Origin of the sequence: Catenibacterium sp. UBA627, assembly GCF_002299355.1 — a bacterium.
Classification (GTDB): domain Bacteria; phylum Bacillota_I; class Bacilli_A; order Erysipelotrichales; family Coprobacillaceae; genus Catenibacterium; species Catenibacterium mitsuoka.
On record NZ_DBPF01000035.1, the window covers coordinates 31,941 to 52,063 of the forward strand.

The 20,123-nt window shown below is 32.8% G+C and carries 24 protein-coding genes and 1 pseudogene; 22 read left to right on the plus strand and 3 right to left on the minus strand.

Going from position 1 to position 20,123, the window contains the following annotated elements; translation table 11 throughout:
- The first annotated feature begins 49 nt into the window (after positions 1-49).
- From B2S90_RS02275 to B2S90_RS02375, 22 genes and pseudogenes are all read left to right on the plus strand, one after another.
- The gene (locus B2S90_RS02275) at positions 50-1,039 is read left to right on the plus strand and encodes an ATPase, T2SS/T4P/T4SS family (RefSeq protein WP_055289433.1); all 990 of its coding nucleotides are present in this window, start codon (positions 50-52) and stop codon (positions 1,037-1,039) included.
- Positions 1,029-2,027 carry a type II secretion system F family protein gene (locus B2S90_RS02280; protein ID WP_055289434.1) on the plus strand — a complete coding sequence of 333 codons (999 nt, stop codon included), beginning with the start codon at positions 1,029-1,031 and terminating at the stop codon, positions 2,025-2,027. Before B2S90_RS02275 ends, B2S90_RS02280 begins: the two co-directional genes overlap by 11 nt.
- Positions 2,028-2,035: 8 nt before the next feature.
- A complete protein-coding gene (gene comGC / locus B2S90_RS02285; protein WP_055234352.1) occupies positions 2,036-2,341 on the plus strand; it encodes a competence type IV pilus major pilin ComGC in 306 nt (101 codons plus the stop codon).
- A complete protein-coding gene (gene comGD, locus B2S90_RS02290) occupies positions 2,334-2,726 on the plus strand; it encodes a competence type IV pilus minor pilin ComGD (RefSeq protein ID WP_055234353.1) in 393 nt (130 codons plus the stop codon). The genes comGC and comGD overlap by 8 nt, the downstream gene beginning before the upstream one ends.
- The gene (locus B2S90_RS02295; protein WP_147556411.1) at positions 2,716-2,931 is read left to right on the plus strand and encodes a hypothetical protein; all 216 of its coding nucleotides are present in this window, start codon (positions 2,716-2,718) and stop codon (positions 2,929-2,931) included. The genes comGD and B2S90_RS02295 overlap by 11 nt, the downstream gene beginning before the upstream one ends.
- A gap of 41 nt (positions 2,932-2,972) precedes the next feature.
- On the plus strand, positions 2,973-3,323 hold the full coding sequence (locus B2S90_RS02300; RefSeq protein WP_286696493.1) for a ComGF family competence protein: 351 nt from the start codon (positions 2,973-2,975) through the stop codon (positions 3,321-3,323).
- Complete coding sequence (locus B2S90_RS02305; protein WP_286696494.1) at positions 3,310-3,678, plus strand: hypothetical protein; 369 nt, start codon at positions 3,310-3,312, stop codon at positions 3,676-3,678. Before B2S90_RS02300 ends, B2S90_RS02305 begins: the two co-directional genes overlap by 14 nt.
- Positions 3,679-3,749: 71 nt before the next feature.
- A complete protein-coding gene (efp, locus tag B2S90_RS02310) occupies positions 3,750-4,307 on the plus strand; it encodes an elongation factor P (RefSeq protein WP_055289439.1) in 558 nt (185 codons plus the stop codon).
- Positions 4,308-4,464: 157 nt separating this feature from the next.
- Positions 4,465-4,904, plus strand: a pseudogene (tnpA, locus tag B2S90_RS02315) (IS200/IS605 family transposase).
- A complete protein-coding gene (locus tag B2S90_RS10875) occupies positions 4,888-4,995 on the plus strand; it encodes a helix-turn-helix domain-containing protein (protein ID WP_376814506.1) in 108 nt (35 codons plus the stop codon). The pseudogene tnpA and the gene B2S90_RS10875 overlap by 17 nt, the downstream one beginning before the upstream one ends.
- Before the next feature lie 104 nt (positions 4,996-5,099).
- Positions 5,100-5,444, plus strand: coding sequence for an Asp23/Gls24 family envelope stress response protein (locus B2S90_RS02320; protein WP_006506667.1), 345 nt, complete (start codon positions 5,100-5,102; stop codon positions 5,442-5,444).
- Positions 5,445-5,554: 110 nt separating this feature from the next.
- Positions 5,555-5,959, plus strand: coding sequence for a transcription antitermination factor NusB (gene nusB, locus B2S90_RS02325; protein ID WP_055234356.1), 405 nt, complete (start codon positions 5,555-5,557; stop codon positions 5,957-5,959).
- A complete protein-coding gene (gene xseA / locus B2S90_RS02330) occupies positions 5,959-7,281 on the plus strand; it encodes an exodeoxyribonuclease VII large subunit (RefSeq protein ID WP_278860556.1) in 1,323 nt (440 codons plus the stop codon). Before nusB ends, xseA begins: the two co-directional genes overlap by 1 nt.
- A 9-nt stretch (positions 7,282-7,290) precedes the next feature.
- On the plus strand, positions 7,291-7,512 hold the full coding sequence (xseB, locus tag B2S90_RS02335) for an exodeoxyribonuclease VII small subunit (protein WP_070101851.1): 222 nt from the start codon (positions 7,291-7,293) through the stop codon (positions 7,510-7,512).
- Complete coding sequence (locus B2S90_RS02340; protein WP_279079016.1) at positions 7,505-8,353, plus strand: polyprenyl synthetase family protein; 849 nt, start codon at positions 7,505-7,507, stop codon at positions 8,351-8,353. The genes xseB and B2S90_RS02340 overlap by 8 nt, the downstream gene beginning before the upstream one ends.
- Positions 8,354-10,225, plus strand: a complete 1,872-nt coding sequence (dxs, locus tag B2S90_RS02345; RefSeq protein WP_147556556.1) for a 1-deoxy-D-xylulose-5-phosphate synthase — start codon at positions 8,354-8,356, stop codon at positions 10,223-10,225.
- Entirely contained in the window at positions 10,206-11,015 is an 810-nt protein-coding gene (locus B2S90_RS02350; RefSeq protein ID WP_055234361.1) for a TlyA family RNA methyltransferase, read from the plus strand. Before dxs ends, B2S90_RS02350 begins: the two co-directional genes overlap by 20 nt.
- A 6-nt stretch (positions 11,016-11,021) precedes the next feature.
- Positions 11,022-12,665: a DNA repair protein RecN gene (gene recN, locus B2S90_RS02355; protein ID WP_278779169.1), complete on the plus strand. Its 1,644-nt coding sequence runs from the start codon at positions 11,022-11,024 to the stop codon at positions 12,663-12,665.
- A gap of 38 nt (positions 12,666-12,703) precedes the next feature.
- Positions 12,704-13,894: a DNA polymerase IV gene (locus B2S90_RS02360; RefSeq protein WP_278779171.1), complete on the plus strand. Its 1,191-nt coding sequence runs from the start codon at positions 12,704-12,706 to the stop codon at positions 13,892-13,894.
- Positions 13,895-13,928: 34 nt separating this feature from the next.
- Entirely contained in the window at positions 13,929-14,822 is an 894-nt protein-coding gene (gene xerA, locus B2S90_RS02365) for a site-specific tyrosine recombinase/integron integrase (RefSeq protein ID WP_055235149.1), read from the plus strand.
- A complete protein-coding gene (locus B2S90_RS02370) occupies positions 14,815-16,014 on the plus strand; it encodes a phosphopentomutase (RefSeq protein ID WP_279068124.1) in 1,200 nt (399 codons plus the stop codon). The genes xerA and B2S90_RS02370 overlap by 8 nt, the downstream gene beginning before the upstream one ends.
- A complete protein-coding gene (locus tag B2S90_RS02375; RefSeq protein ID WP_055235145.1) occupies positions 16,014-16,274 on the plus strand; it encodes a hypothetical protein in 261 nt (86 codons plus the stop codon). Before B2S90_RS02370 ends, B2S90_RS02375 begins: the two co-directional genes overlap by 1 nt.
- Before the next feature lie 84 nt (positions 16,275-16,358).
- Here B2S90_RS02375 and B2S90_RS02380 read toward each other — a convergent pair whose 3' ends face one another.
- The 3 genes from B2S90_RS02380 to B2S90_RS02390 form a co-directional block, all read right to left on the minus strand.
- Positions 16,359-16,817 (minus strand): DUF6465 family protein, encoded by a 459-nt coding sequence (locus tag B2S90_RS02380; protein WP_055235143.1) that lies wholly within the window; start codon positions 16,815-16,817, stop codon positions 16,359-16,361.
- A 160-nt stretch (positions 16,818-16,977) separates the two neighbouring features.
- The gene (gene purF, locus B2S90_RS02385) at positions 16,978-18,399 is read right to left on the minus strand and encodes an amidophosphoribosyltransferase (RefSeq protein WP_286696495.1); all 1,422 of its coding nucleotides are present in this window, start codon (positions 18,397-18,399) and stop codon (positions 16,978-16,980) included.
- A gap of 14 nt (positions 18,400-18,413) precedes the next feature.
- Positions 18,414-20,123, minus strand: a complete 1,710-nt coding sequence (locus B2S90_RS02390; protein WP_278861093.1) for a GNAT family N-acetyltransferase — start codon at positions 20,121-20,123, stop codon at positions 18,414-18,416.

Sequence of the window (20,123 nt, forward strand, 5' to 3'; positions counted from 1 at the left end):
ATGAGAAAAATGGTTTTGTATCTTGTATGTAATAGTAGGAGGTTATTTTATGGATGAACTATTTGAAACTATTTTTTTCAAAGCACTTAAAGCAGATTCTACAGACATCCATTTCAAATTGACGGACTATTTGAGTATTCAATTTAGAGTGTTTGGAGAGTTACAACATTATCAGGATTATGAAAGTTCAGTAGGTGCTAAGATCATGAATTATCTGAAATATAAGTCTTTCATTAATGTGAATTATAAGATGGTTCCTCAGACAGGTGCTTTTCACTACTACATCAATGAACATATTTATTTCCTTCGTGTTTCTTATTTACCTGGAATGGATTTTGAAAGTATAGTCATAAGAATATTAAATAATCATGAGAATATCACTATTAATGAGATATCAGAGATTGATGACTTTACTTTCTTTCTTAATGAAATCTGTTATCAAAAGGCAGGACTCTTTTTGGTAGCAGGTGCTACAGGTTCAGGTAAATCAACTACTTTATATGCCATACTTGATAAGATTATTGAAATGGGAGGAAGAAATGTTGTTACATTAGAGGATCCAATAGAGATAGTCAAGGAACATTGTCTGCAGATAGAAATGAATGAAAGTTTAGGTATTGATTATTATAATTCATTGAAACAGATTTTAAGACATGATCCAGATGTAATCATGATAGGTGAAATTAGAGACGAAAAGACTGCAAAACTTGCGATTACATGTGCTTTAACAGGGCATCTGGTATTATCTACCATTCATGCTAGTAACTCATTGCTGGTAATAAAGAGAATGTTGAATTTAGGGATTAATGAAACGGATTTAGAGGACGTATTGATTGGTGTAGTTACACAACGTATTAAATATGATAGAAGGAATAGAAGAGTCATCATACTTCCTGAAATAATGAATAAGACGCAGATTAAACAATATTTTGTAGATCATACAGTTAGTTATCCATCATTCAAAGACAATGCCTTAATGCTTATTAAAGAAAAGCACTGTGACCAGTATTTGTTTAAGGATGAGTTGAATGGACAATGATCTTTTATTTCTTGAAAACTTATCTAATCTTCTCGAACAAGGTTATGGGATAGAAGAAACATTACTTATTTGTAAAGATATTAATGATCATCCAAGCATTGATACAATATTGCAGAAAATATATGATGGAGAGAATTTAACTGATGCATTACTAGATCCTCATCTTCCACCTTTATTTATTGAGTTTTTTACTTTCTTTTCTATGCGTTCCACCATTTCAAATGCGATTAAGAATAGCTTAAAAATATATAATGAAATATATTCAATGAAAAAGAAATTAGTTGCCCAGATGACATATCCTCTTATTTTGATTGTATTTTTACTCTTTTTCTCTTTGTTTGCAACTTTTATTCTCTTTCCTAAAGTTACTACTTTGTTCAGTTCATTTGGGATGAATCCATCTTTAAGCTTCACTATCTTATTCTTTATTATTCGCCTAATTCCTATTTTGATTATTGGTTTATTATCTGCATTAATTACATCCTGTGTTTATTTTCTTATCTCTTTAAAGAAAAAGAAGTTCTGGATAATTGAACGTTATCTGAAAGTACCTCTCTTAAAGAAGTATATTCAGAAATATTTCACATTTAAGTTCTGTCTCTATTTCAACGAGTTGCTAGAAGATCATATTGATTCTAATACTATTATTACAATGTTGAATGAGAGTATGAGTCAAAGTGATATTAAGATTGTACTTTATGAAATCTATATTCGTTTAAAAGAAGGTGAGCAGCTAGAAAATATTATAGATGGTTTTCCTTATTTTGATCATCTCTTTGTCTCTATGTATAAGATGTTTCTAAAGAATCCTGATGAAATAGGATCAATGAGAGGGTATTTAGATATTTCTCAGGAACAGATTACATATGCTGTTAATAAGTTTACAAAGTTTTTTGTACCAATTGTTTATGGGTTTGTCGCATTTTTCGTCATCACAATATATATTGCAGTTATTATCCCGATGATGAATGTTATTGGAGATATTTAGGAGGTTCTATGAAAAATAATAAAGCAGGCTTTACTCTTATAGAGATGATATTTTGTATTTCTGTTATTCTAGTCATCTTATTACTCGTTATTCCTAATGTAACACGTAAGAACGATGTTGTGAAAGGAAAGGGATGTGAAGCACAGGTAGAAGTTGTTAATTCACAAATTATCTTGTATCAGATTGAACATGATGAACTGCCTACCAGCATTTCGCAATTAACATCTGGTTCAAATCCTTATCTCACTAAAAAACAAGCAACATGTCCTAATGGAAAATCAATTTATATATCAAATGGACAGGCATATGTATAGAAAGGGATTTACAGTGATTGAAATGTTGTTTGTTTTATCTATTACTATCTTTTTGTCCTCGTTATGTATGACACCTCATACACGTACGATTAAAGAAGAGGAAGAAATAGCACTTATTAAAGCTATGTTTGATGAAGCAAGGGCAATGGCTATAGTGGAAAAAGATACAGTAAAGGTGTCTGTATCTAATCATAGAGTAGACTTGGTTGGTAAGGAAAATAAGACATTGAATTTAGAGCAAGGGTATACTTTTCTTACGAATCATACATTTACTTTTAATGATCATGGTCATATTAAGATTGCAAAAACTCTTGTATTAAAAACACCACATCATATTAAGAAATTTATTTTTCAGTTAGGAAGTGGAGCTTATCATGTTGCTTAACCAAAAGGGAAATACACTTATTGAATCACTGTTTGCCTTATCTATTTATTTGATGATTGTTGTTTATTTTGTTGGATCTTGGGCTGTTTTAAATAAAGCACAGCTGCAATTTAAACATAATCAGGATTATTGTAATCAACAAGAACTTAAGATTGCAGAAGAAGGAGATGATATCCAATCAAAACTCAAAAGGGCTTTACGCTAATTGAAATACTGTTTTCTTTATCTATTTGTCTGCTGATTGTGATGAATGTCCCTTCTCTTGTGCGCTTGTTAAGAGTGCCTGTAGTCAATAACAATCAGGATATTGCAGTAGGTGCGAAACAACTTGCAGATTATCTTCTTGTATCTAAAATCAAGACATATAGTGAAGATATTGGCTATTATGATGATAAAGGTGAAGAAAATACAATCATTTTTGAAAAAAGAAGACTGGTGAAAACACCTGGCTATGAAATCCTTATTACCGATATAGATGATGTACTATTTTTTGAGAAGGATGACTATATGTATATGACAGTTACAAGAAAAAACCAGAAATATACATATATGATTTGTGATTTGTATAGAAAGCAGGAAACTTATGTCGAAGAATAGAGGAAGTGTATTACAGGTAGTATTAGTCATTTTTCTCATATTATTTACTAGTCTCTTTAGCTATTGCGCGCTGATGACAAGACAATATGAATTAACACGTTATCAAAAAATGATGAATCAGCAGAGGCGTATAGAAATATTGTTAAGGCGTTATTGGCGTTATACTATTGATCAGGATATTTTATTAGGGGATACTTTTGAAATGGAAGATAGTGTAATTAGCTATAATGTAGATGATGATGGAACTGACTATATTATTGATTGTGAGATCACAACGAAGTCATATCATTATACAATGCAGGCAAAAATAAATATGGATAGTTTAGATATGCATGCGTGTACATATGGGCATTAATGCAAGGATACTTTACTTTATAGAGGAATTTTGCTATAATGATGTCCGATTAGAAAGGATGAAGTAAAGTTATGATTAATGCAACTGATTTAAGACCAGGAGTAACATTTGAATATGATGGCAATCTATATGTTTGTTTAGATTATAGCCACAACAAGACAGCACGTGCTGCAGCTAACATTCGTGTTAAAATGAAAAATATGAGAACAGGAACTACTACCGAAATGACATTTGGTAGTAACGCAAAGGTAAAGAAGGCTCAGGTAGAAAAGAACAAGATGCAGTATTTATATGACAATGGTGGTATGTTAGTATTTATGGATAATGAAACATATGACCAGGTTGAAATTCCTGCAGATCGTTTGGAATGGGAAATCAATTTCATGAAACCTTCTGATAATGTAGAAGTAACAAGCTATGAAGGTGAAATCCTTGGTGTTGCTTTACCAGTCAATGTACCATTTAAGGTTATTGAAACTGAAGCAGCAGTTAAAGGTGATACTGCAACAGGTGCAACTAAGTTTGCTACTATTGAAACAGGTTATCAGATTAAAGTGCCTCTATTTATTGAAGAAGGCGAAGTTGTTGTTGTTAATACAGTTGAAGGAAAATATTCAGGAAGAGCTTAATCTCTTCCTTTTTTAACACGCCGTGAGCAAGAATTCCCCTATCTTATAGGAGGCGGGATGAATTGCGGTAAACACGGCGTTTGTTTTGCCTTTATTATCTGGTAGCAGTATAATATACATGTAATCAGATATAAATCAAAAAAAGGGCATAAATACTATGAAATTAGATAATAATAATCATTCAGTGTTCTTGCTGAATTATCAGCTTATAATGTGCACTAAACATCGTAATAAGGTGATAGATGATGTGATCTCAAATCGTCTCAGGGAGATGTTTGAGATTTGTCTATCAAATATAATATCTCATTGGATGAATGGAATCACGATGCCGACCATGTTCATATTCTTTTTCGAGGACAGCCTAATTCAGAGATAAGCAAGTTCATCAACGCTTATAAATCTGCAAGCAGCAGGCTCATCAAGAAGGAGTTTCCAGAGATACGCAAATCCCTCTGGAAGGAGATGTTCTGGTCACCCAGCTTCTGTCTATTGACTACAGGTGGTATAGCGGTAGAAATCATCCAGCAGTACATACAATCCCAGGGAGGTAAGGATAGCAAACAAAGCAATAAGGTACAGACTGTATCCAAACGCTGATCAGAAAATTATGTTTGCGAAGACCTTCAGCTGCTGCCGTAAGGTTACCTGCCAGGCAGCGGTGGTTGAAGCAGGAAGCTTAGACTTCTAAGCAAAGTGAAAGTCGGGGAAGTTCACATGGTGTTATTATATCAACACTTGTAATTGTCCCTGTTTTCTTATAGAATATAAGGTAAAGAAAGAAGAGGTAATTTTATGGCACGTAATGAATATTATACATATAAGGGAAGCCCAATTAATGGTGATATTATGATGAGTGTTCAGGTTTTTGATATTATTACTAAGCAGGTTGCTGCTGAAGATAAGGATATTAAGCTTGATACTTCAAAAGGTTTTTCTGTTACAGGTACAAAGAATCTTGTAAACTGCACTATTAAAGATAATGAAGTTTATATCACAGTTCATGTTCGTATTAAATATGGTACAAATATTACAGCTAAGACAAAAGAATTACAGAAGAAGATTGCTTCTGGAATTAAAGAAATGGCTGCTGTAACAGTTAAGAGTGTTGATGTTGTAGTAGAAGCTATTGATTTCTAAAAGCAAGTCTGACTTGCTTTTATTTTTTTGAACAGGCAAAGAGATGCAAAATCTTTTATAAAAAGAGTCGATGTGTTAAAATAAGTGAGTATTATGGAGGTCCTTTAATAATGGAAAAAACAATTAGACAAATCGCTAGAGAAAAAGCTGTAATTGCAGTATACCAATGGTTAACAGTTGATGCATCTAAAGAAGAACTTAAAGAATATGTTCATGCTGATGAAGCATTAATTGAAGGTAGATCAGCAGAACAGTTCTGTTACTGGTTGATTGATACAGTTATGGAAAACAAAGGTTCTTATGAAGCTTTATTAAATACTAAATTAAAAAAAGGATGGTCTTTTGAACGTTTAAATAAGATGGAACAGGCTATTCTTCTTGTGGCAACATGTGAGTTACTAGAATCAGAATTAGATAAGAGCATTGTTATTAATGAAGCTGTTATCAATGCAAAACAGTATTGTGATGAAGATTCTTATAAATTCATTAATGGTGTTTTAACTGCAATTGAATAATGGAAAGACAATACGTAAGCGTACATGCTTTAAATCGCTATATTAAAGCAAAACTAGATAATGACATGCAGCTTCAGAATGTATATATTCGTGGCGAGATATCTAATTATCGTCCACATCCTTCAGGTCATATGTACTTTACTCTAAAGGATGATCAAACGGAATCATCAATTAGTGCAATTATGTTTGCATCGCAGGCACGTTATTTAAAGTTTAGATTAAAAGATGGAATGAAGGTATTTATTACAGCGCAGGTTTCTGTATTTGAAAGAGCAGGAAGATATCAGCTTTATGTCAGAAGTATGCAGGAAGATGGCTTAGGAAATCTCTATCTTCGTTTTAATGAGTTAAAGCAGGCCTTGGAAAGAGAAGGCCTCTTTAATGCTATACATAAGAAAGAAATTCCATCTATGCCTGAACGTCTGGCTATTCTTTCAGCCAAACAAGGAGCTGCTTTGCAGGATGTGTTACGCACACTTCATCAGCGTTATCCTTTAGTGGCAAGAGATATTTATCCAGTTCCTGTTCAAGGAAGAGATGCTTATCAGGTGATTGTTGATACATTAAAAAAAGTGGATGAGATGGGCTACTCTACAATTCTTCTTGTAAGAGGTGGCGGTTCTATTGAAGATTTATGGAACTTTAATGAAGAGGCTTTGGCACGTTGTATTTATGATTTGAAGACACCTATTATTACTGGTGTAGGACATGAAACAGATTATACGCTGGTAGATTATGTCAGTGATTTACGTGCACCTACTCCTACAGCTGCGGCAGTGGCTGCAGTTCCTTCACAAAAAGATCTGTTGAATCATCTCGAGAATAAAATAGTTAGATTATCAAATGTGATGAGAAAAACTATTTATCTGGAAAGACAGAAATTAGAAAAGTATCAGCAATCTTATGTTTTTACTGATCCTTCTAGAATATTCGAAACGAAATTCATGAAATTAGATAATATTCAATTAAAACTAAACAACTTTAAAATTAGAATTAAACAGCAATCTCGTTACGAAATGCACAAAAAACTAATTCAACTCAATACGTTGATGAAACAGAAACAATTGATTGAGAGAAAAAGTATTAGTAATAACCAAGAGTTACTGGAATCTCAGTTTATAAATTATTTGAAAAATAAAAAGACTTCTTTTATTTATTCAGTTGAAAAACTTGATTTACTTAGTCCTCTAAAAACAATGCAGAGAGGTTATATTATCTCTAAAAAAGATGATCATGTCATTAAAAGTGTAAAAGAATTATCACATAATGATACAGTCACACTTGTTTATGTGGATGGTGAAAAAGAAGCAATAGTGAAGTAGGTGATATTGATGGCAGAAAAGACATATGAAGAAGCAATGACACGTCTTGATGAGATTATTGATTTATTAGAAAACAATGAAGCATCTTTAGATGAAAGCCTTGACCTTTACAAGGAAGGTGTGTCACTTGCTGCTTTTTGTGATCAGAAGTTAAAAGATATTGATCAGGAAGTAACTAAAATATTTGAGGAAAATCAATTAAAAGATTATCTAGGTGATGATGATGAATAAAATTATTGAAGAAGTAAATGAGAGATTAAAAGAAATCTTATCTTCATATCGTCCAGGATTAGTAAAGGAAGCCATGATATATTCTGTGATGGCAGGTGGTAAAAGATTAAGACCTCTTTTATTTATTCAGACATTACGTGCATATAGTGTCGATTATCATGAATATCTTGATATTGCATGTGCTATTGAAATGATTCATACATATTCTTTAATTCATGATGATCTTCCTGGAATGGACAACGATGATTTAAGACGTGGGAAACCAACATGTCACAAACAATTTGATGAAGCAACTGCGATTTTAGCAGGTGATGCCTTATTAAATGAATCAATGAATGTGATCATTAGAATGAATCTTGACGATGCACTTAAAGTGGAAGTATTACGTACTTTATATAATGCTTCTGGACTAGGTGGTATGATTTACGGTCAGCAGCAGGATATGTATTATGAAACACATACAGTAACACTTGATGAATTACAGGCTATCCATCACGATAAGACAGGTGCCCTTATTTCAGTTCCTATGAAGATTGCAGGATTAATTGCGAAAAAAGAAGATGCTGATAAGTTAGAAAACATCGGCTTTAAGCTAGGTCTAGCATTTCAGATTCAGGATGATATTTTAGATGTGACAAGTACAACTGAAACATTAGGTAAGAAAGTGGGCAGTGATATTGAAAATCATAAGTCTACATATGTATCATTGATTGGTTTAGAAACATCTCAAAAACGTGTAGAAGAATTATTTGAAGAATGTTTGGCTGATGTTTATGATTTACAACTTAATCATGGATTGATGATTGAATTATTCCAGATTATTATGAAAAGAGTGAATTAAATGGAAATTAAGAAGATTGAGAATCCTCGATTCTTGAAACAATTGAATATTGACGAACTAAATCAGTTATCACAGGATATAAGGGATTTTCTAATCGAAAATATTTCTAAAACAGGAGGCCACTTTTCCAGTAATTTAGGTATAGTAGAACTTACTGTTGCCCTTCATTATGTATTTGATTCGCCAAAGGATAAATTCCTTTTTGATGTGGGACATCAGGCTTATGTTCATAAAATCTTGACTGGTCGTGCACCTATGTTTAATAAACTAAAGAAATATGGTGGAATGTGTGGCTTCCAGAATCGTCATGAAAGTATTCATGATCCTTGGGAAGCAGGACATTCTTCTACTACTATATCTGGTGCGACAGGTTTAGCTATTGCGCGTGATCTTAAAAAAGAAAACTTTGAAGTAATTAGCATTATTGGAGATGCTGCATTAATGAGTGGTGAATCTCTAGAAGCCTTGAATTTTCTTGGTGGAATTGATACTAAGGTCATTGTTATATTGAATGATAACAATATGTCTATTTCTCGCAATGTAGGGGGGTTGTCAAACTTCTTATCAGATGTAAGAATGTCATATAAGTATAATCAGGCAAAAAGTAATTATACTGAAATACTTTCACAATCTGCTTTTGGGCAGAAAATATTTGATGTGACAAAGCGAGTAAAAGATAAAGTAAAAAGAAAAATCTTACAGGATACACCATTTTCTCAGTTTGATTTAGATTATATAGGTCCTGTTGATGGGCATAATATAGAAGAGTTGATACGTGCTTTGGAAACAGTAAAGAACTTAGATCATAGTGTTGTCCTTCATGTTCTAACAAAGAAAGGAAAAGGCTATGAGCCTGCAGAAAAGGATCGCTCAGGTATTTATCACAGTGTTGGAGCTTTTGATATAGTTAAAGGTATTCATCCTGTCTTAGATCAAGAAAAACATTCATGGAGTCAATCGGTGAGTGATCATGTAGAATACTTGATGAATAAGCATGATGATATATGTGTAATTACTCCAGCTATGATTACAGGCAGCTGTTTACAGAGAATCTTTAAAAATTATCCAGATCGTTCGTTCGATGTTGGTATTGCAGAAGAACATGCGATGACTCTTGCAGCAGGTCTTTCTCAGGGAAAAGAATTCCCATTCTTAAGTGTTTATTCTTCTTTTTTTCAGCGTGCATATGATCAGCTTAATCATGATATTGCTAGAATGAATCTTCCATGCCTTATTGGTATTGATCGCGCAGGCTTAGTAGGTGGAGATGGTGCAACACATCATGGTGTTTTTGATATTGGTCTTATTGCACCTATTCCAGGTGTTATTATTATGGCACCTAAAGATGAAGAAGAAGCACAAAAAATGATTAATACTGCATATCAAAATAAAGACCATCCATATGTGATGCGTTATTCAAAAAACAAAGTTATCGATACACATCAACATACTGATGAGACTATAAAAGTAGGTCAATGGGAACTTATTAAAGAAATGGAAGATGCGGCTATAAATGTTGTTACTTATGGTGATAATGTACTAGCTGTTTTAAAGATGGCTGAGACTGATCATCTTCCTATTAATATTATTAATGCAAGATTCATCAAACCAATAGATAAAGATATGTTGGAAAGAATGAGTGATAAACCAATTATTGTTTATGAAACTGATCTTATGAATGGTTCTTTAGGCAGTATTATGAGTTTATATTATGAAAAAAATCATATTAATGTTGATATGTCATTTATTGGTATTGATGATCATTATGTCACTTTTGGAGATAACGAGTCCTTATATAAAAAGGAACATATTTCGTTGAATGATTTGAAAAATAAAATTGAGGAAATAGAACATGAAAAAAGAAAGAATTGATATTTTATGTGTCCAGAAGGGCTTATTTGAGTCTAGAAATCAGGCACAAAGAGCTATTATGGCAGGCATTGTAAGAGATGAAAATGATTATATTGATAAACCAGGAACAAAGATTCCGGTTGATACAAAACTTTTTGTTAAGGGTGAAAAGTTAAGATATGTATCTCGTGGTGGTTTAAAGCTTGAAAAAGCCATTGATCTTTATCATTTAGATCTTACAGATGTCATTATGATTGATATTGGATCTTCTACGGGCGGTTTTACAGATTGTGCTTTACAGCATGGTGCTCAAAAGGTTTATGCAGTTGATGTAGGAACGAATCAGTTAGTATGGAAACTTCGTAATGATGAACGTGTAGAAGTAATGGAGCAGTATAATTTCCGTTATGCACAGTTAGAAGATTTCAAATATGGTATGCCTACATTTGCCTCTATTGATGTTTCTTTTATTTCTTTAAGACATATGTTCAATGCATTAAAGAACGTGATTGCACCAGATGGTGTGATTGTTTCTTTAATCAAGCCTCAGTTTGAAGCAGGAAAAGATGATGTTGGAAAACATGGTATTGTAAAGGATCCCAAGGTCCATAAAAGAGTCATTAAAGAAGTTATCGGCTATGCAAATGATAATGGTTTTTCTTTAAAAGGTTTGACATTCTCTCCAATAACTGGAGGGGAAGGTAATATTGAATTCCTTGGCTATTTTGTGAACGATCATCAAGAAAATAGCGATTATTGTATTGATGATGTTGTCACAGAAGCACATAAACACTTTAATGAAAGCAGGTGATTTTAAATGTTGAAAAGTCTTTTTATCTCTTCTTTTGTCATTATTGATCAAACACAAGTAGACTTTGAAGAAGGCATGACAGCCTTGACTGGGGAAACAGGTGCAGGTAAATCTATTATTATCAATGCACTTGAACAGCTATGTGGCGCAAGAGCATCTTCTTCACTTGTAAGGAAAGGTGCTAAGAAAGCAGTTATTGAAGGTGTGTTTGATATGAATGATCATATTGGTCTCATCTTGGATAAACTCAATATAGAAAGTGATGATGATTTAATTGTTACAAAAGAAATAATGGATAATGGACGTTCAACAATTAAAATCAATTATCGTACTGTTACCAACAGTGCTTTAAAGCAGATTGCGCCCTGCTTATTAGATATTCATTCTCAATACCAGACGCAGGAAATTTTTAATGTAAAAAATCATTTAAAGATATTGCAGTCATTTATGAATCATCAGGATGGTGCACTTTTGGCTGAATATCAAAAGCATTACTTTGAATATAAGAAAATATCACAGAAAATCAAGAAACTTGAACAGGAAGATTTAAGTGATGAAAGAATAGAATATTATCAGAAGCAATATGATGAACTAAAAGATTTTGAGTACACAGATGAAATCATTGATAGTCTTGAAGATGAACTCAGGATGATGAAGAATTATGAATCTATGCATGGCTATATGACTGCTTTTAATGAAGCTATGTCAGAGCGTCAGGGTGCATTAAGTCGAATTAATGATGCATTAAGTGCTCTTGGTCATATGAGTGATAATGAAACATTTTCTTCATTGTATGATGAATTCTATAATGAGTATTATAGTATGCAGGATATTGTAGATCGTATTGAAACAGCATATGATTCAATTGATTTTGATGAATATCGCTTTAATGAATTACAGGAAGAATTATTCACAATTCATCGTCTACAAAGAAAATATGGCTATTCATGTGATGATATCTATCAGGCTCAGGCAGATTTAAAAGAAAAGCTAGATGCCTCACTTAATCGTGAAGATGTTCTTGCAGATTTGAATGATCAGAAAGAGCATGCTTATCAGGACGCTTATATGATTGCGGAAAAGCTGACTGCATTAAGAAATGAACAGGGAATTATATTTGTTGATGCATTAGAAAAAGAATTACAGGATTTGTATTTACCAAATGCAAAGTTAAAGGTGGACATTCAAGAATGCAACCTTAATGATATGGGAAAAGACGATATTACATTTGTGGTTTCTATGAATAAAGGACAGGCATTTACGCCATTAAATGAAACTGCAAGTGGTGGTGAAATATCTCGTTTAATGCTTGCGATTAAGACAATTACAATGTCTAAGACAGATATCAATACTCTTGTATTTGATGAAATTGATACTGGAGTAAGCGGTAAAGTTGCGGATGCAATTGGTCAGAAAATGCATTCTATAGCCTTAAACAATCAGGTATTATGTATCACTCATTTACCACAGGTGGCTATTCATGCTGATCATCATTATGCAATCAAGAAACTAACACAGGATGAAGAGACTTATTCATCACTTGCAGTATTAAATGAAGATGAAAGAATAGAAGAAATTGCAAAGATGCTTTCAGGAGATGTGATTACTCCAGAAGCGATTGAAAATGCTAAAAGGCTATTACAAGGATGAGCATATAACTTATATGCTCTTTTTTCAGGAGGATGAGTATGCGTATTATATTTCATATTGATATGAATGCTTTTTATGCCAATTGTGAAATTTCACAGCATCCAGAATTAAGAGGAAAGCCCATTGTCATATGTCATAACTCTAAAAGAAGTGTTGTATCTACTGCTTCTTATGAAGCAAGACAATTTGGTATTAGTTCTGCAATGCCTTTATTTATGGCTAAAGAGAAATGTTCTGATTTAATTGTGGTAGAACCGCATTTTAATCTTTATCATGAACTATCCCAGAAATTTTTCGATATTGTGTATACTTACAGTAAAAAAGTCGAGATAGCGAGTATTGATGAATGTTATGTAGATATGAGTGATTATTTTACAGTGACGCATGCACAGCCTTATGTTGTCGCTAAGGAAATTCAGGATAGGATTTTATCTGCCTTATCTCTTCCTTGCTCTATTGGCATTTCTCCTAATAAGTTTCTTTCTAAAATGGCTTCTGATATGAAGAAACCTTTAGGAATTACTATTATCACCCAAAAGAATCTTAAAGAAGTTCTTTGGCCTGTTAAAGTAGGGGATATGTATGGCATTGGAAAAAAGACAGCACCTAAACTAGAAGAAGCAGGAATCAAGACAATTGGAGATATTGCCAATTATGATAATTATCAGACTATAAGACAATTTTTAGGAAAGAATACACTAATTTATTACAATCGTGCGAATGGCAGGGATCTTTCGCCTGTTATTTATGAAGATACTGATATGAAATCAATTGGGCACTCTACAACTTTTGAGAGTGATATAAGTGACGAAGACAGTTTAAAAGAAGAATTTAAAAAAGTTTGTTTAACGGTTTCTGAGCGTGCTTCAAAACATGATATGTATTCTAATTGCATTGTAATCACATTAAAATACACGCGTTTTCACAGTGTGACAAGACAAATGCTGGTACAGGATTATATTAATGATTATGAAAAGATATATAGTTATGTCATGATGCTTTTTACTAAGCATTACACTCATGAACCATTAAGACTCATCGGTGTAACATTGAATAATGTGAAAAGAAAAGATTCTATTATTCAGCAGATGAATATATTTGATACAAAGAATAATAAGACAGATCCTATAGATAGTCTTATTGAAAATATTAATAAAATGACAAGTGCACATCTAATCAAGGCCAAAGACTATCGTCCAGATAGTAAGCGTCATGATGGAAACAGTTAAGAAAAATTGTTATAATAAATGAGAGGTGTAGCACGTGCAAGAATATGATTTAAAAGATTTTAAAAGCTATTTATTATTTGAGAGAGGCTTGAGTGAGAATACTGTACAGGGTTATATAAGGGATATAAGGGCTTTTTATGAATATATCGATTATGATATAAAAAAGTTTGATTTGTCTCATATAGACGCTTATTTCTGTGAATTAAAGGATGATGGATATAAGGTTACTTCTATAAGAAGAAAAATCGCTTCTTTAAGGCAGTACAATGAATTTTTATCTAGGACGAGAGGTATGCAGGATATCATGACGCAATATGATCTGCCAAAAACAGATAAAAAACTTCCTAAGGTATTAAGTCTAGAAGAAATCATCAAAGTTATTAATAGTATCGATGATAGTAATCCAGCAGGCAAAAGAAATAAGGCAATGATGCTTCTTCTTATTAATACAGGTATGAGAATAAGCGAACTTGTTCATCTGGAAATTAATGATATCAATCACTCTGTTTCTAATGTTAGTGTCGTAGGAAAAGGAAACAAAGAACGATTAATTCCATTAGATGAGGAAACATGTTCTTATGTTTATAGCTATATGCAAAATGACCGTTCTTTCTTTAATAAAAAGAATAATCAGTGGCTTTTTATGATGAATGATGGTCGTCGTATGACAAGAGAAAATTTTTATAACATTCTCCAAAAACTTGTAATAGAAGCAGGGGTGAGAAATCATTTTACACCACATATGTTGAGACATACATTTGCGACTACTTTGTTGGAAAACCATTGTGATTTAAGATCTATCCAGGTAATGCTTGGACATCAGGATATTTCTACAACAACAATATATACACATGTTAAACATAAGCAGATACTGGATGACTATAATAAATATCATCCAGGCAATGTAAGGAGGAAAAAAGATGAGTAAGGAATTATACAAAAGAATATTTGTGATTGTATGTGATTCAATGGGTATTGGAAATGCTGAAGATGCTGCTTTATTCGGTGATGAAGGCGCTAATACAATTGGTCATATTTGTGAAGCAAAAAACGGTCTGAATATTATTAATATGGAAGGATTAGGTTTAGGTAACTTAGGTGATTTTAAAGGTATTCATCCAATTTCTCATCCTCTAGGTACAACTGCTACGCTAAAGGAAGTATCTAACGGTAAGGATACTATGACAGGACATTGGGAAATGATGGGTCTTAAAGTCACTCAGCCTTTTAAAACATTTACAGATACTGGCTTCCCAGAAGAGTTTATCAAAATTTTTGAAGAAAAGACAGGCAGAAAATGCTTAGGAAACTATGCTGAAAGTGGTACTAAAATTTTAGATGATCTTGGAGAAAAGCAGTTAGAAACAGGAGACTGGATTGTTTATACATCAGCCGATTCTGTATTCCAGATTGCAGCCAATGAAGATATTATTCCATTGGAAGAATTATACGATGCATGTCATATTGCAAGAGAACTACTCATGGATGAAAGATGGAAAGTTGGACGTGTTATAGCAAGACCTTTTATTGGACGTAAAAAAGGTGAATTTAAACGTACACCTAATAGACATGACTATGCATTAAAGCCATTTGGAAAAACAGTACTTAATAGTTTAAAGGATGCAGGACTTGATGTTGTAGGTGTTGGTAAGATTCCTGATATCTTCGTAAATGAAGGTATTACTGAAGGCATTCATACAGTATCTAATAAAGATGGTATGGAAAAAACAATTGAACTTGCAGAAAAAGAACATCATGGACTTATCTTTGTGAATCTTGTAGACTTTGATGCAGTTTATGGACATCGTAGAAATGCGATTGGCTATGGAGATGCTATTGAAGAATTCGATGCGCAATTATCTGATTTAATGGCTGTGGTCAATGATGATGATTTAATCATGATTACAGCAGATCATGGTAATGATCCTACATGGAAAGGAACTGATCATACAAGAGAACATGTTCCACTACTTATTTACAGCAAATCACTTCATGAACCAAAAAATCTTGGATTGTTAGAAAGCTATGCTGTGATTGGTGCTACTATTGCTGATAACTTTAATGTAGAAAATCCTGGTATTGGAAAATCTCTACTAAAAGAACTTGAAAGGGATGCTTAATGGAAAACCAGAAGAAAGTAATCATTGTATCTCTTGCAGCAAGCCTGATGGCTGTCATACTTTATGTATTTGGTATGACACTAGCAAAAGGTAATATAATTATTGAAACTATATATTTGGTAATGGCATCTTTGCTAGTCATTTGTGCAGCTGTATCATTATTCAAAAATTATAAAAAATATAAGAGGGTAGTATTTATTTATCTGATAATTATAAACATATTATTAGAAGCACTATTTATAGGTAAACTGCTCATATAGAAAAGAAGCTTTATTGCTTCTTTTTTTAATAGAGGAGGGAAGTCATTAAAAAACTCCCCTTCCAATAAAAAGGGGAGCCATTTATTAAATATATAAAGGTTCTTCGTTTTTGATAGTTTCCTTATCTTTAGTCTTTGCGATATAGAACACTTCACTTGTTTCAGCTTTATAATAGATATCCAAAGTTAAAATTGAAGTCTTTTTATAACCAGCGTCTACAAGATGGTTTACAACCATATCCTCAATTTCAGTTAAAGATACATCGTGGTAGTTATATTGCACCTGAATATTCATTTTGACAGGCTTATAAGTAGTTTTAGCCTTAGTAGTTTTCTTTGGTGCTGTCTCTTTTTTTGCTACAGTTGTTTTCTTAACTGTGGCTTTCTTAGGCTCAGATGCCTTTGCTGTAGTCTTTTTAACTGTAGTTTTTTTAGGTTCAGCAGCTTTCACTGTAGTAGTCTTTTTAGCTGTAGTTTCTTTCTTTGCTTCAGCAGCAGTCTGAGTAGTTGTTTTCTTAGTTGCTGCAGTTGTAGTCTTTTTCATAATGGAGATCCTCCTTTGATACTCTAATTATTTACTCTTATTATAGCACACTCAATTTACAATTCAAATGTAACAGATATAACTAAAAAATTACATAATACATATTATGCGAAGTAATATATATAAGAAAGAAACTCCCAATAAAGGGAGTTTTGTAGTGCTATTTTTCGTCTTTATTTGCACGATCGATAGAATCATATAACTTAGTGACATAATTACCACTAAAGCAAGACATACATAAATCACAGTTGCCATCAATATCATGCTTAACAGATTTCTTTAATCCTTCCATTGAAATAAATGCTAAAGAATCAGCTTCAATGAATTGACATAGTTCTTCTACATTCATACGATGTGAGATTAATTCTTCCAAAGTAGAAATATCTACACCATAGAAACATGGGAACTTAATGGCTGGAGAAGCAATTCTTACATGCACTTCTGTAGCTCCTGCTTCTTTTAATAATTTTACAATACGCTTAGAAGTTGTACCTCTTACGATTGAGTCATCAATCATGATAACTCTCTTACCTTTAACGATTGAAGAAACCGCAGAAAGCTTCATTCTTACACCACGTTCACGCATTTCCTGTGTTGGCTGAATAAATGTTCTACCTACATATTTATTCTTGATGAGCCCCATTTCATAAGGAATACCAGATGCTTCAGAATAACCAATGGCAGCTGAAATAGAACTATCAGGTACACCAATTACTAAATCTGCTTCAACGGGTGCTTCTTCAAATAAAGTCTTACCACAAGTCTTACGTGCTGTATGAACATTAATGCCATCTAGATTACTATCAGGTCTAGAGAAGTAAATGTATTCCATTGCACAAAGCTTATTGCAGATTGGTAATGTTTCAGTATACTTCTTAGATTTAATAATACCATCTTTAACACGGATAATTTCACCTGGTTCTACATCTCTTACAAACTCTGCTCCAGCAATATCTAAAGCACATGTTTCAGACGAGAACATATAACCTCCACTTGGAAGTCTACCCATAGATAATGGTCTTAAACCATATCTATCTCTTGCAACATATAGAGCATCCTCTACAAGAATAACAAATGCGAATGCTCCATCAATTTTTTCTAATGATTTACAGATACGATCTACAAATCGTCCTGTTTCTCTCTTAATTAAATGACCAAGAACCTCTGTATCACTTGTTGAATTAAAGATTGATCCATTTTCTTCAAGTTCCTTCTTTAATGAGTTAGCATTTACAATATTACCATTATGGGCAATACCCATCATACCATCGAGAGTACGGAATAAGAATGGCTGAACATTCATGATTCCTCCCCCACCTGCAGTTGAATAGCGGACATGTCCAATAGCTGCATTACCAGATAATTTTTTAATCTTTTCTTTATCGAATACTTCACTGACTAAGCCTTCACCCTTATGGATGTTTAGCTTTCTTTTATTATTGCGGACAACAATACCTGCAGCCTCCTGTCCACGATGTTGTAAAGAATGTAGACCATAATATGTTAATTGAGCAGCATTGTCATCTCCCCATATAGCAACCACTCCACACTCTTCATGTAATTCATCATAATTCTTGATCATAATAGCCTCCCTGTTTAATAGATTTCATTGATATAGCGCTTCTCAAGAGGTGTATTATCCTCCTGATTACACATCATTGTGATCATATCTGTTTTTTCACCATGAATAGACGCCATGCAATCTGTTTCGATGCGAATGTCTTTATAGAAATAAACAGAAATTGTTTTGAGGATGTCATCTAAATATTCTTTATTGTATATAAATTCTGAAATATAGACAAACTTCCCCCTATCATTATAAATCATATATCCCTGTTGTCCATACTCATTTTTAAATGTTAAGATAGAATCGTTAAATGCAGCACATCTTTTTCTTAAATAGTTGTTGAAATAGTCTTCATCACGTATTAAATAATGGCTAAAATCTCTCACATAGAGATTATATGCATCATGGAGATGATTTATATCCTGTGATAGGCATATACTACTAGGAAGCGCATATTTTGCTTTGTCAAGTTTATAAAGAATATGTCTATGAGATTCTTTAAAGCCAAAAGGCACATAGATTTCAGGATGATAAGCTTGAAGATAAATACGCTTGCCTTTATAAACTTCTAACACATGATTCATTAATAATTTCATGAATCCCTGTCCTTCATAATCTCTTCTAGTAGACACACCTAGAATAAAATAGCTGTCTTCGTAATCTTTTACTTTAAAAGGAACAATCTGTAATGCAGAAATGATTTGATTCTTGAAGCGGATTACATAAGTATTTTCTATCTTGAATCGATATTTAAAGTAAAATTCAGTAGAGATTTCATCTTCATCTTCAAAGCGGTCCATCCAGATTTCTTTAATGTCTTCTATGTCTTCATCATTCGCCTGTTCAACAATGGCATCATTGATATAGATACGGCTCTTTTCGACCATCTTACAGGGATGCATACGCTCCTTAGAGATACGAAGATTTTCTATTCCCATATCTTCTTCTCTATTCACATATTTAAAATCAGCACATTCGTGTTCTAAGAATTCTTTTCTTAAAGTGACATAAAGTCCTCTGATTGTTTTATCTGCCTTTTCAATATGAATTTGTATTGTTTCATGTTTTAAAGGAGAGCCAATCATAAATGCTTTTAATTCGTCATTGATGAATATACCACCAATCTTAATTGGCAGCTGATCCTGCGTAGAGAGAAGATACATAATACCATACACTTCAGATGTTAAAGATTCACTCTGTTCATTTTCTCCCCTTTCCCATTTGAGAAGATCAGTAAAAATCATTGGCATATCCTCATCCGCATTAAGTGTACGATATTCATAATCAGGATATTGTGAGATGAAGTTATGATAGTTATTTCTCATTTTCTGCATCTTTTTACCCGATAAAGTAATTAATTTCTCTTTATCATAGACATAATCATCTAAATCTCTTGTATGCTCATAAACAAACTTTCCAGGGCATACCTTTTTTAATTTCTCTACAAAAGAAGGAACTGCACAATCAATCATAAAAGGAAATTGATGTTCTTTTGCATAGTCAATCATATATTCAATAGCTTCTTTGTAGTATTCATGAGACGCAAAAGGCATCGCAAAAAAGCGATGACCTTTATAGTTATGAAGCATGATGCAGAAGTGGTCATGAATTTCATATTCAATATGATATTCATGATTCCACATCATCATTGTAACAAAATTTGAGTTATAACCTTCGTAATCTGCTTTATCCAGAAAAGGTAATATAATATTTAAATCAGATAATTTTAAGGGTTTCAT

What these genes read in the sequence shown, in the direction of transcription:
- B2S90_RS02275 (WP_055289433.1), top strand. Translation starts at nt 50, where the DNA reads ATGGATGAACTATTTGAAACTATTTTTTTCAAAGCACTTAAAGCAGAT.
- B2S90_RS02280 (WP_055289434.1), top strand. Translation starts at nt 1,029, where the DNA reads ATGGACAATGATCTTTTATTTCTTGAAAACTTATCTAATCTTCTCGAA.
- comGC (WP_055234352.1), top strand. Translation starts at nt 2,036, where the DNA reads ATGAAAAATAATAAAGCAGGCTTTACTCTTATAGAGATGATATTTTGT.
- comGD (WP_055234353.1), top strand. Translation starts at nt 2,334, where the DNA reads ATGTATAGAAAGGGATTTACAGTGATTGAAATGTTGTTTGTTTTATCT.
- B2S90_RS02295 (WP_147556411.1), top strand. Translation starts at nt 2,716, where the DNA reads ATGTTGCTTAACCAAAAGGGAAATACACTTATTGAATCACTGTTTGCC.
- B2S90_RS02300 (WP_286696493.1), top strand. Translation starts at nt 2,973, where the DNA reads ATGAATGTCCCTTCTCTTGTGCGCTTGTTAAGAGTGCCTGTAGTCAAT.
- B2S90_RS02305 (WP_286696494.1), top strand. Translation starts at nt 3,310, where the DNA reads ATGTCGAAGAATAGAGGAAGTGTATTACAGGTAGTATTAGTCATTTTT.
- efp (WP_055289439.1), top strand. Translation starts at nt 3,750, where the DNA reads ATGATTAATGCAACTGATTTAAGACCAGGAGTAACATTTGAATATGAT.
- B2S90_RS02320 (WP_006506667.1), top strand. Translation starts at nt 5,100, where the DNA reads ATGGCACGTAATGAATATTATACATATAAGGGAAGCCCAATTAATGGT.
- nusB (WP_055234356.1), top strand. Translation starts at nt 5,555, where the DNA reads ATGGAAAAAACAATTAGACAAATCGCTAGAGAAAAAGCTGTAATTGCA.
- xseA (WP_278860556.1), top strand. Translation starts at nt 5,959, where the DNA reads ATGGAAAGACAATACGTAAGCGTACATGCTTTAAATCGCTATATTAAA.
- xseB (WP_070101851.1), top strand. Translation starts at nt 7,291, where the DNA reads ATGGCAGAAAAGACATATGAAGAAGCAATGACACGTCTTGATGAGATT.
- B2S90_RS02340 (WP_279079016.1), top strand. Translation starts at nt 7,505, where the DNA reads ATGAATAAAATTATTGAAGAAGTAAATGAGAGATTAAAAGAAATCTTA.
- dxs (WP_147556556.1), top strand. Translation starts at nt 8,354, where the DNA reads ATGGAAATTAAGAAGATTGAGAATCCTCGATTCTTGAAACAATTGAAT.
- B2S90_RS02350 (WP_055234361.1), top strand. Translation starts at nt 10,206, where the DNA reads ATGAAAAAAGAAAGAATTGATATTTTATGTGTCCAGAAGGGCTTATTT.
- recN (WP_278779169.1), top strand. Translation starts at nt 11,022, where the DNA reads ATGTTGAAAAGTCTTTTTATCTCTTCTTTTGTCATTATTGATCAAACA.
- B2S90_RS02360 (WP_278779171.1), top strand. Translation starts at nt 12,704, where the DNA reads ATGCGTATTATATTTCATATTGATATGAATGCTTTTTATGCCAATTGT.
- B2S90_RS02370 (WP_279068124.1), top strand. Translation starts at nt 14,815, where the DNA reads ATGAGTAAGGAATTATACAAAAGAATATTTGTGATTGTATGTGATTCA.
- B2S90_RS02375 (WP_055235145.1), top strand. Translation starts at nt 16,014, where the DNA reads ATGGAAAACCAGAAGAAAGTAATCATTGTATCTCTTGCAGCAAGCCTG.
- B2S90_RS02380 (WP_055235143.1), bottom strand. Translation starts at nt 16,817, where the DNA reads ATGAAAAAGACTACAACTGCAGCAACTAAGAAAACAACTACTCAGACT.
- purF (WP_286696495.1), bottom strand. Translation starts at nt 18,399, where the DNA reads ATGATCAAGAATTATGATGAATTACATGAAGAGTGTGGAGTGGTTGCT.
- B2S90_RS02390 (WP_278861093.1), bottom strand. Translation starts at nt 20,123, where the DNA reads ATGAAACCCTTAAAATTATCTGATTTAAATATTATATTACCTTTTCTG.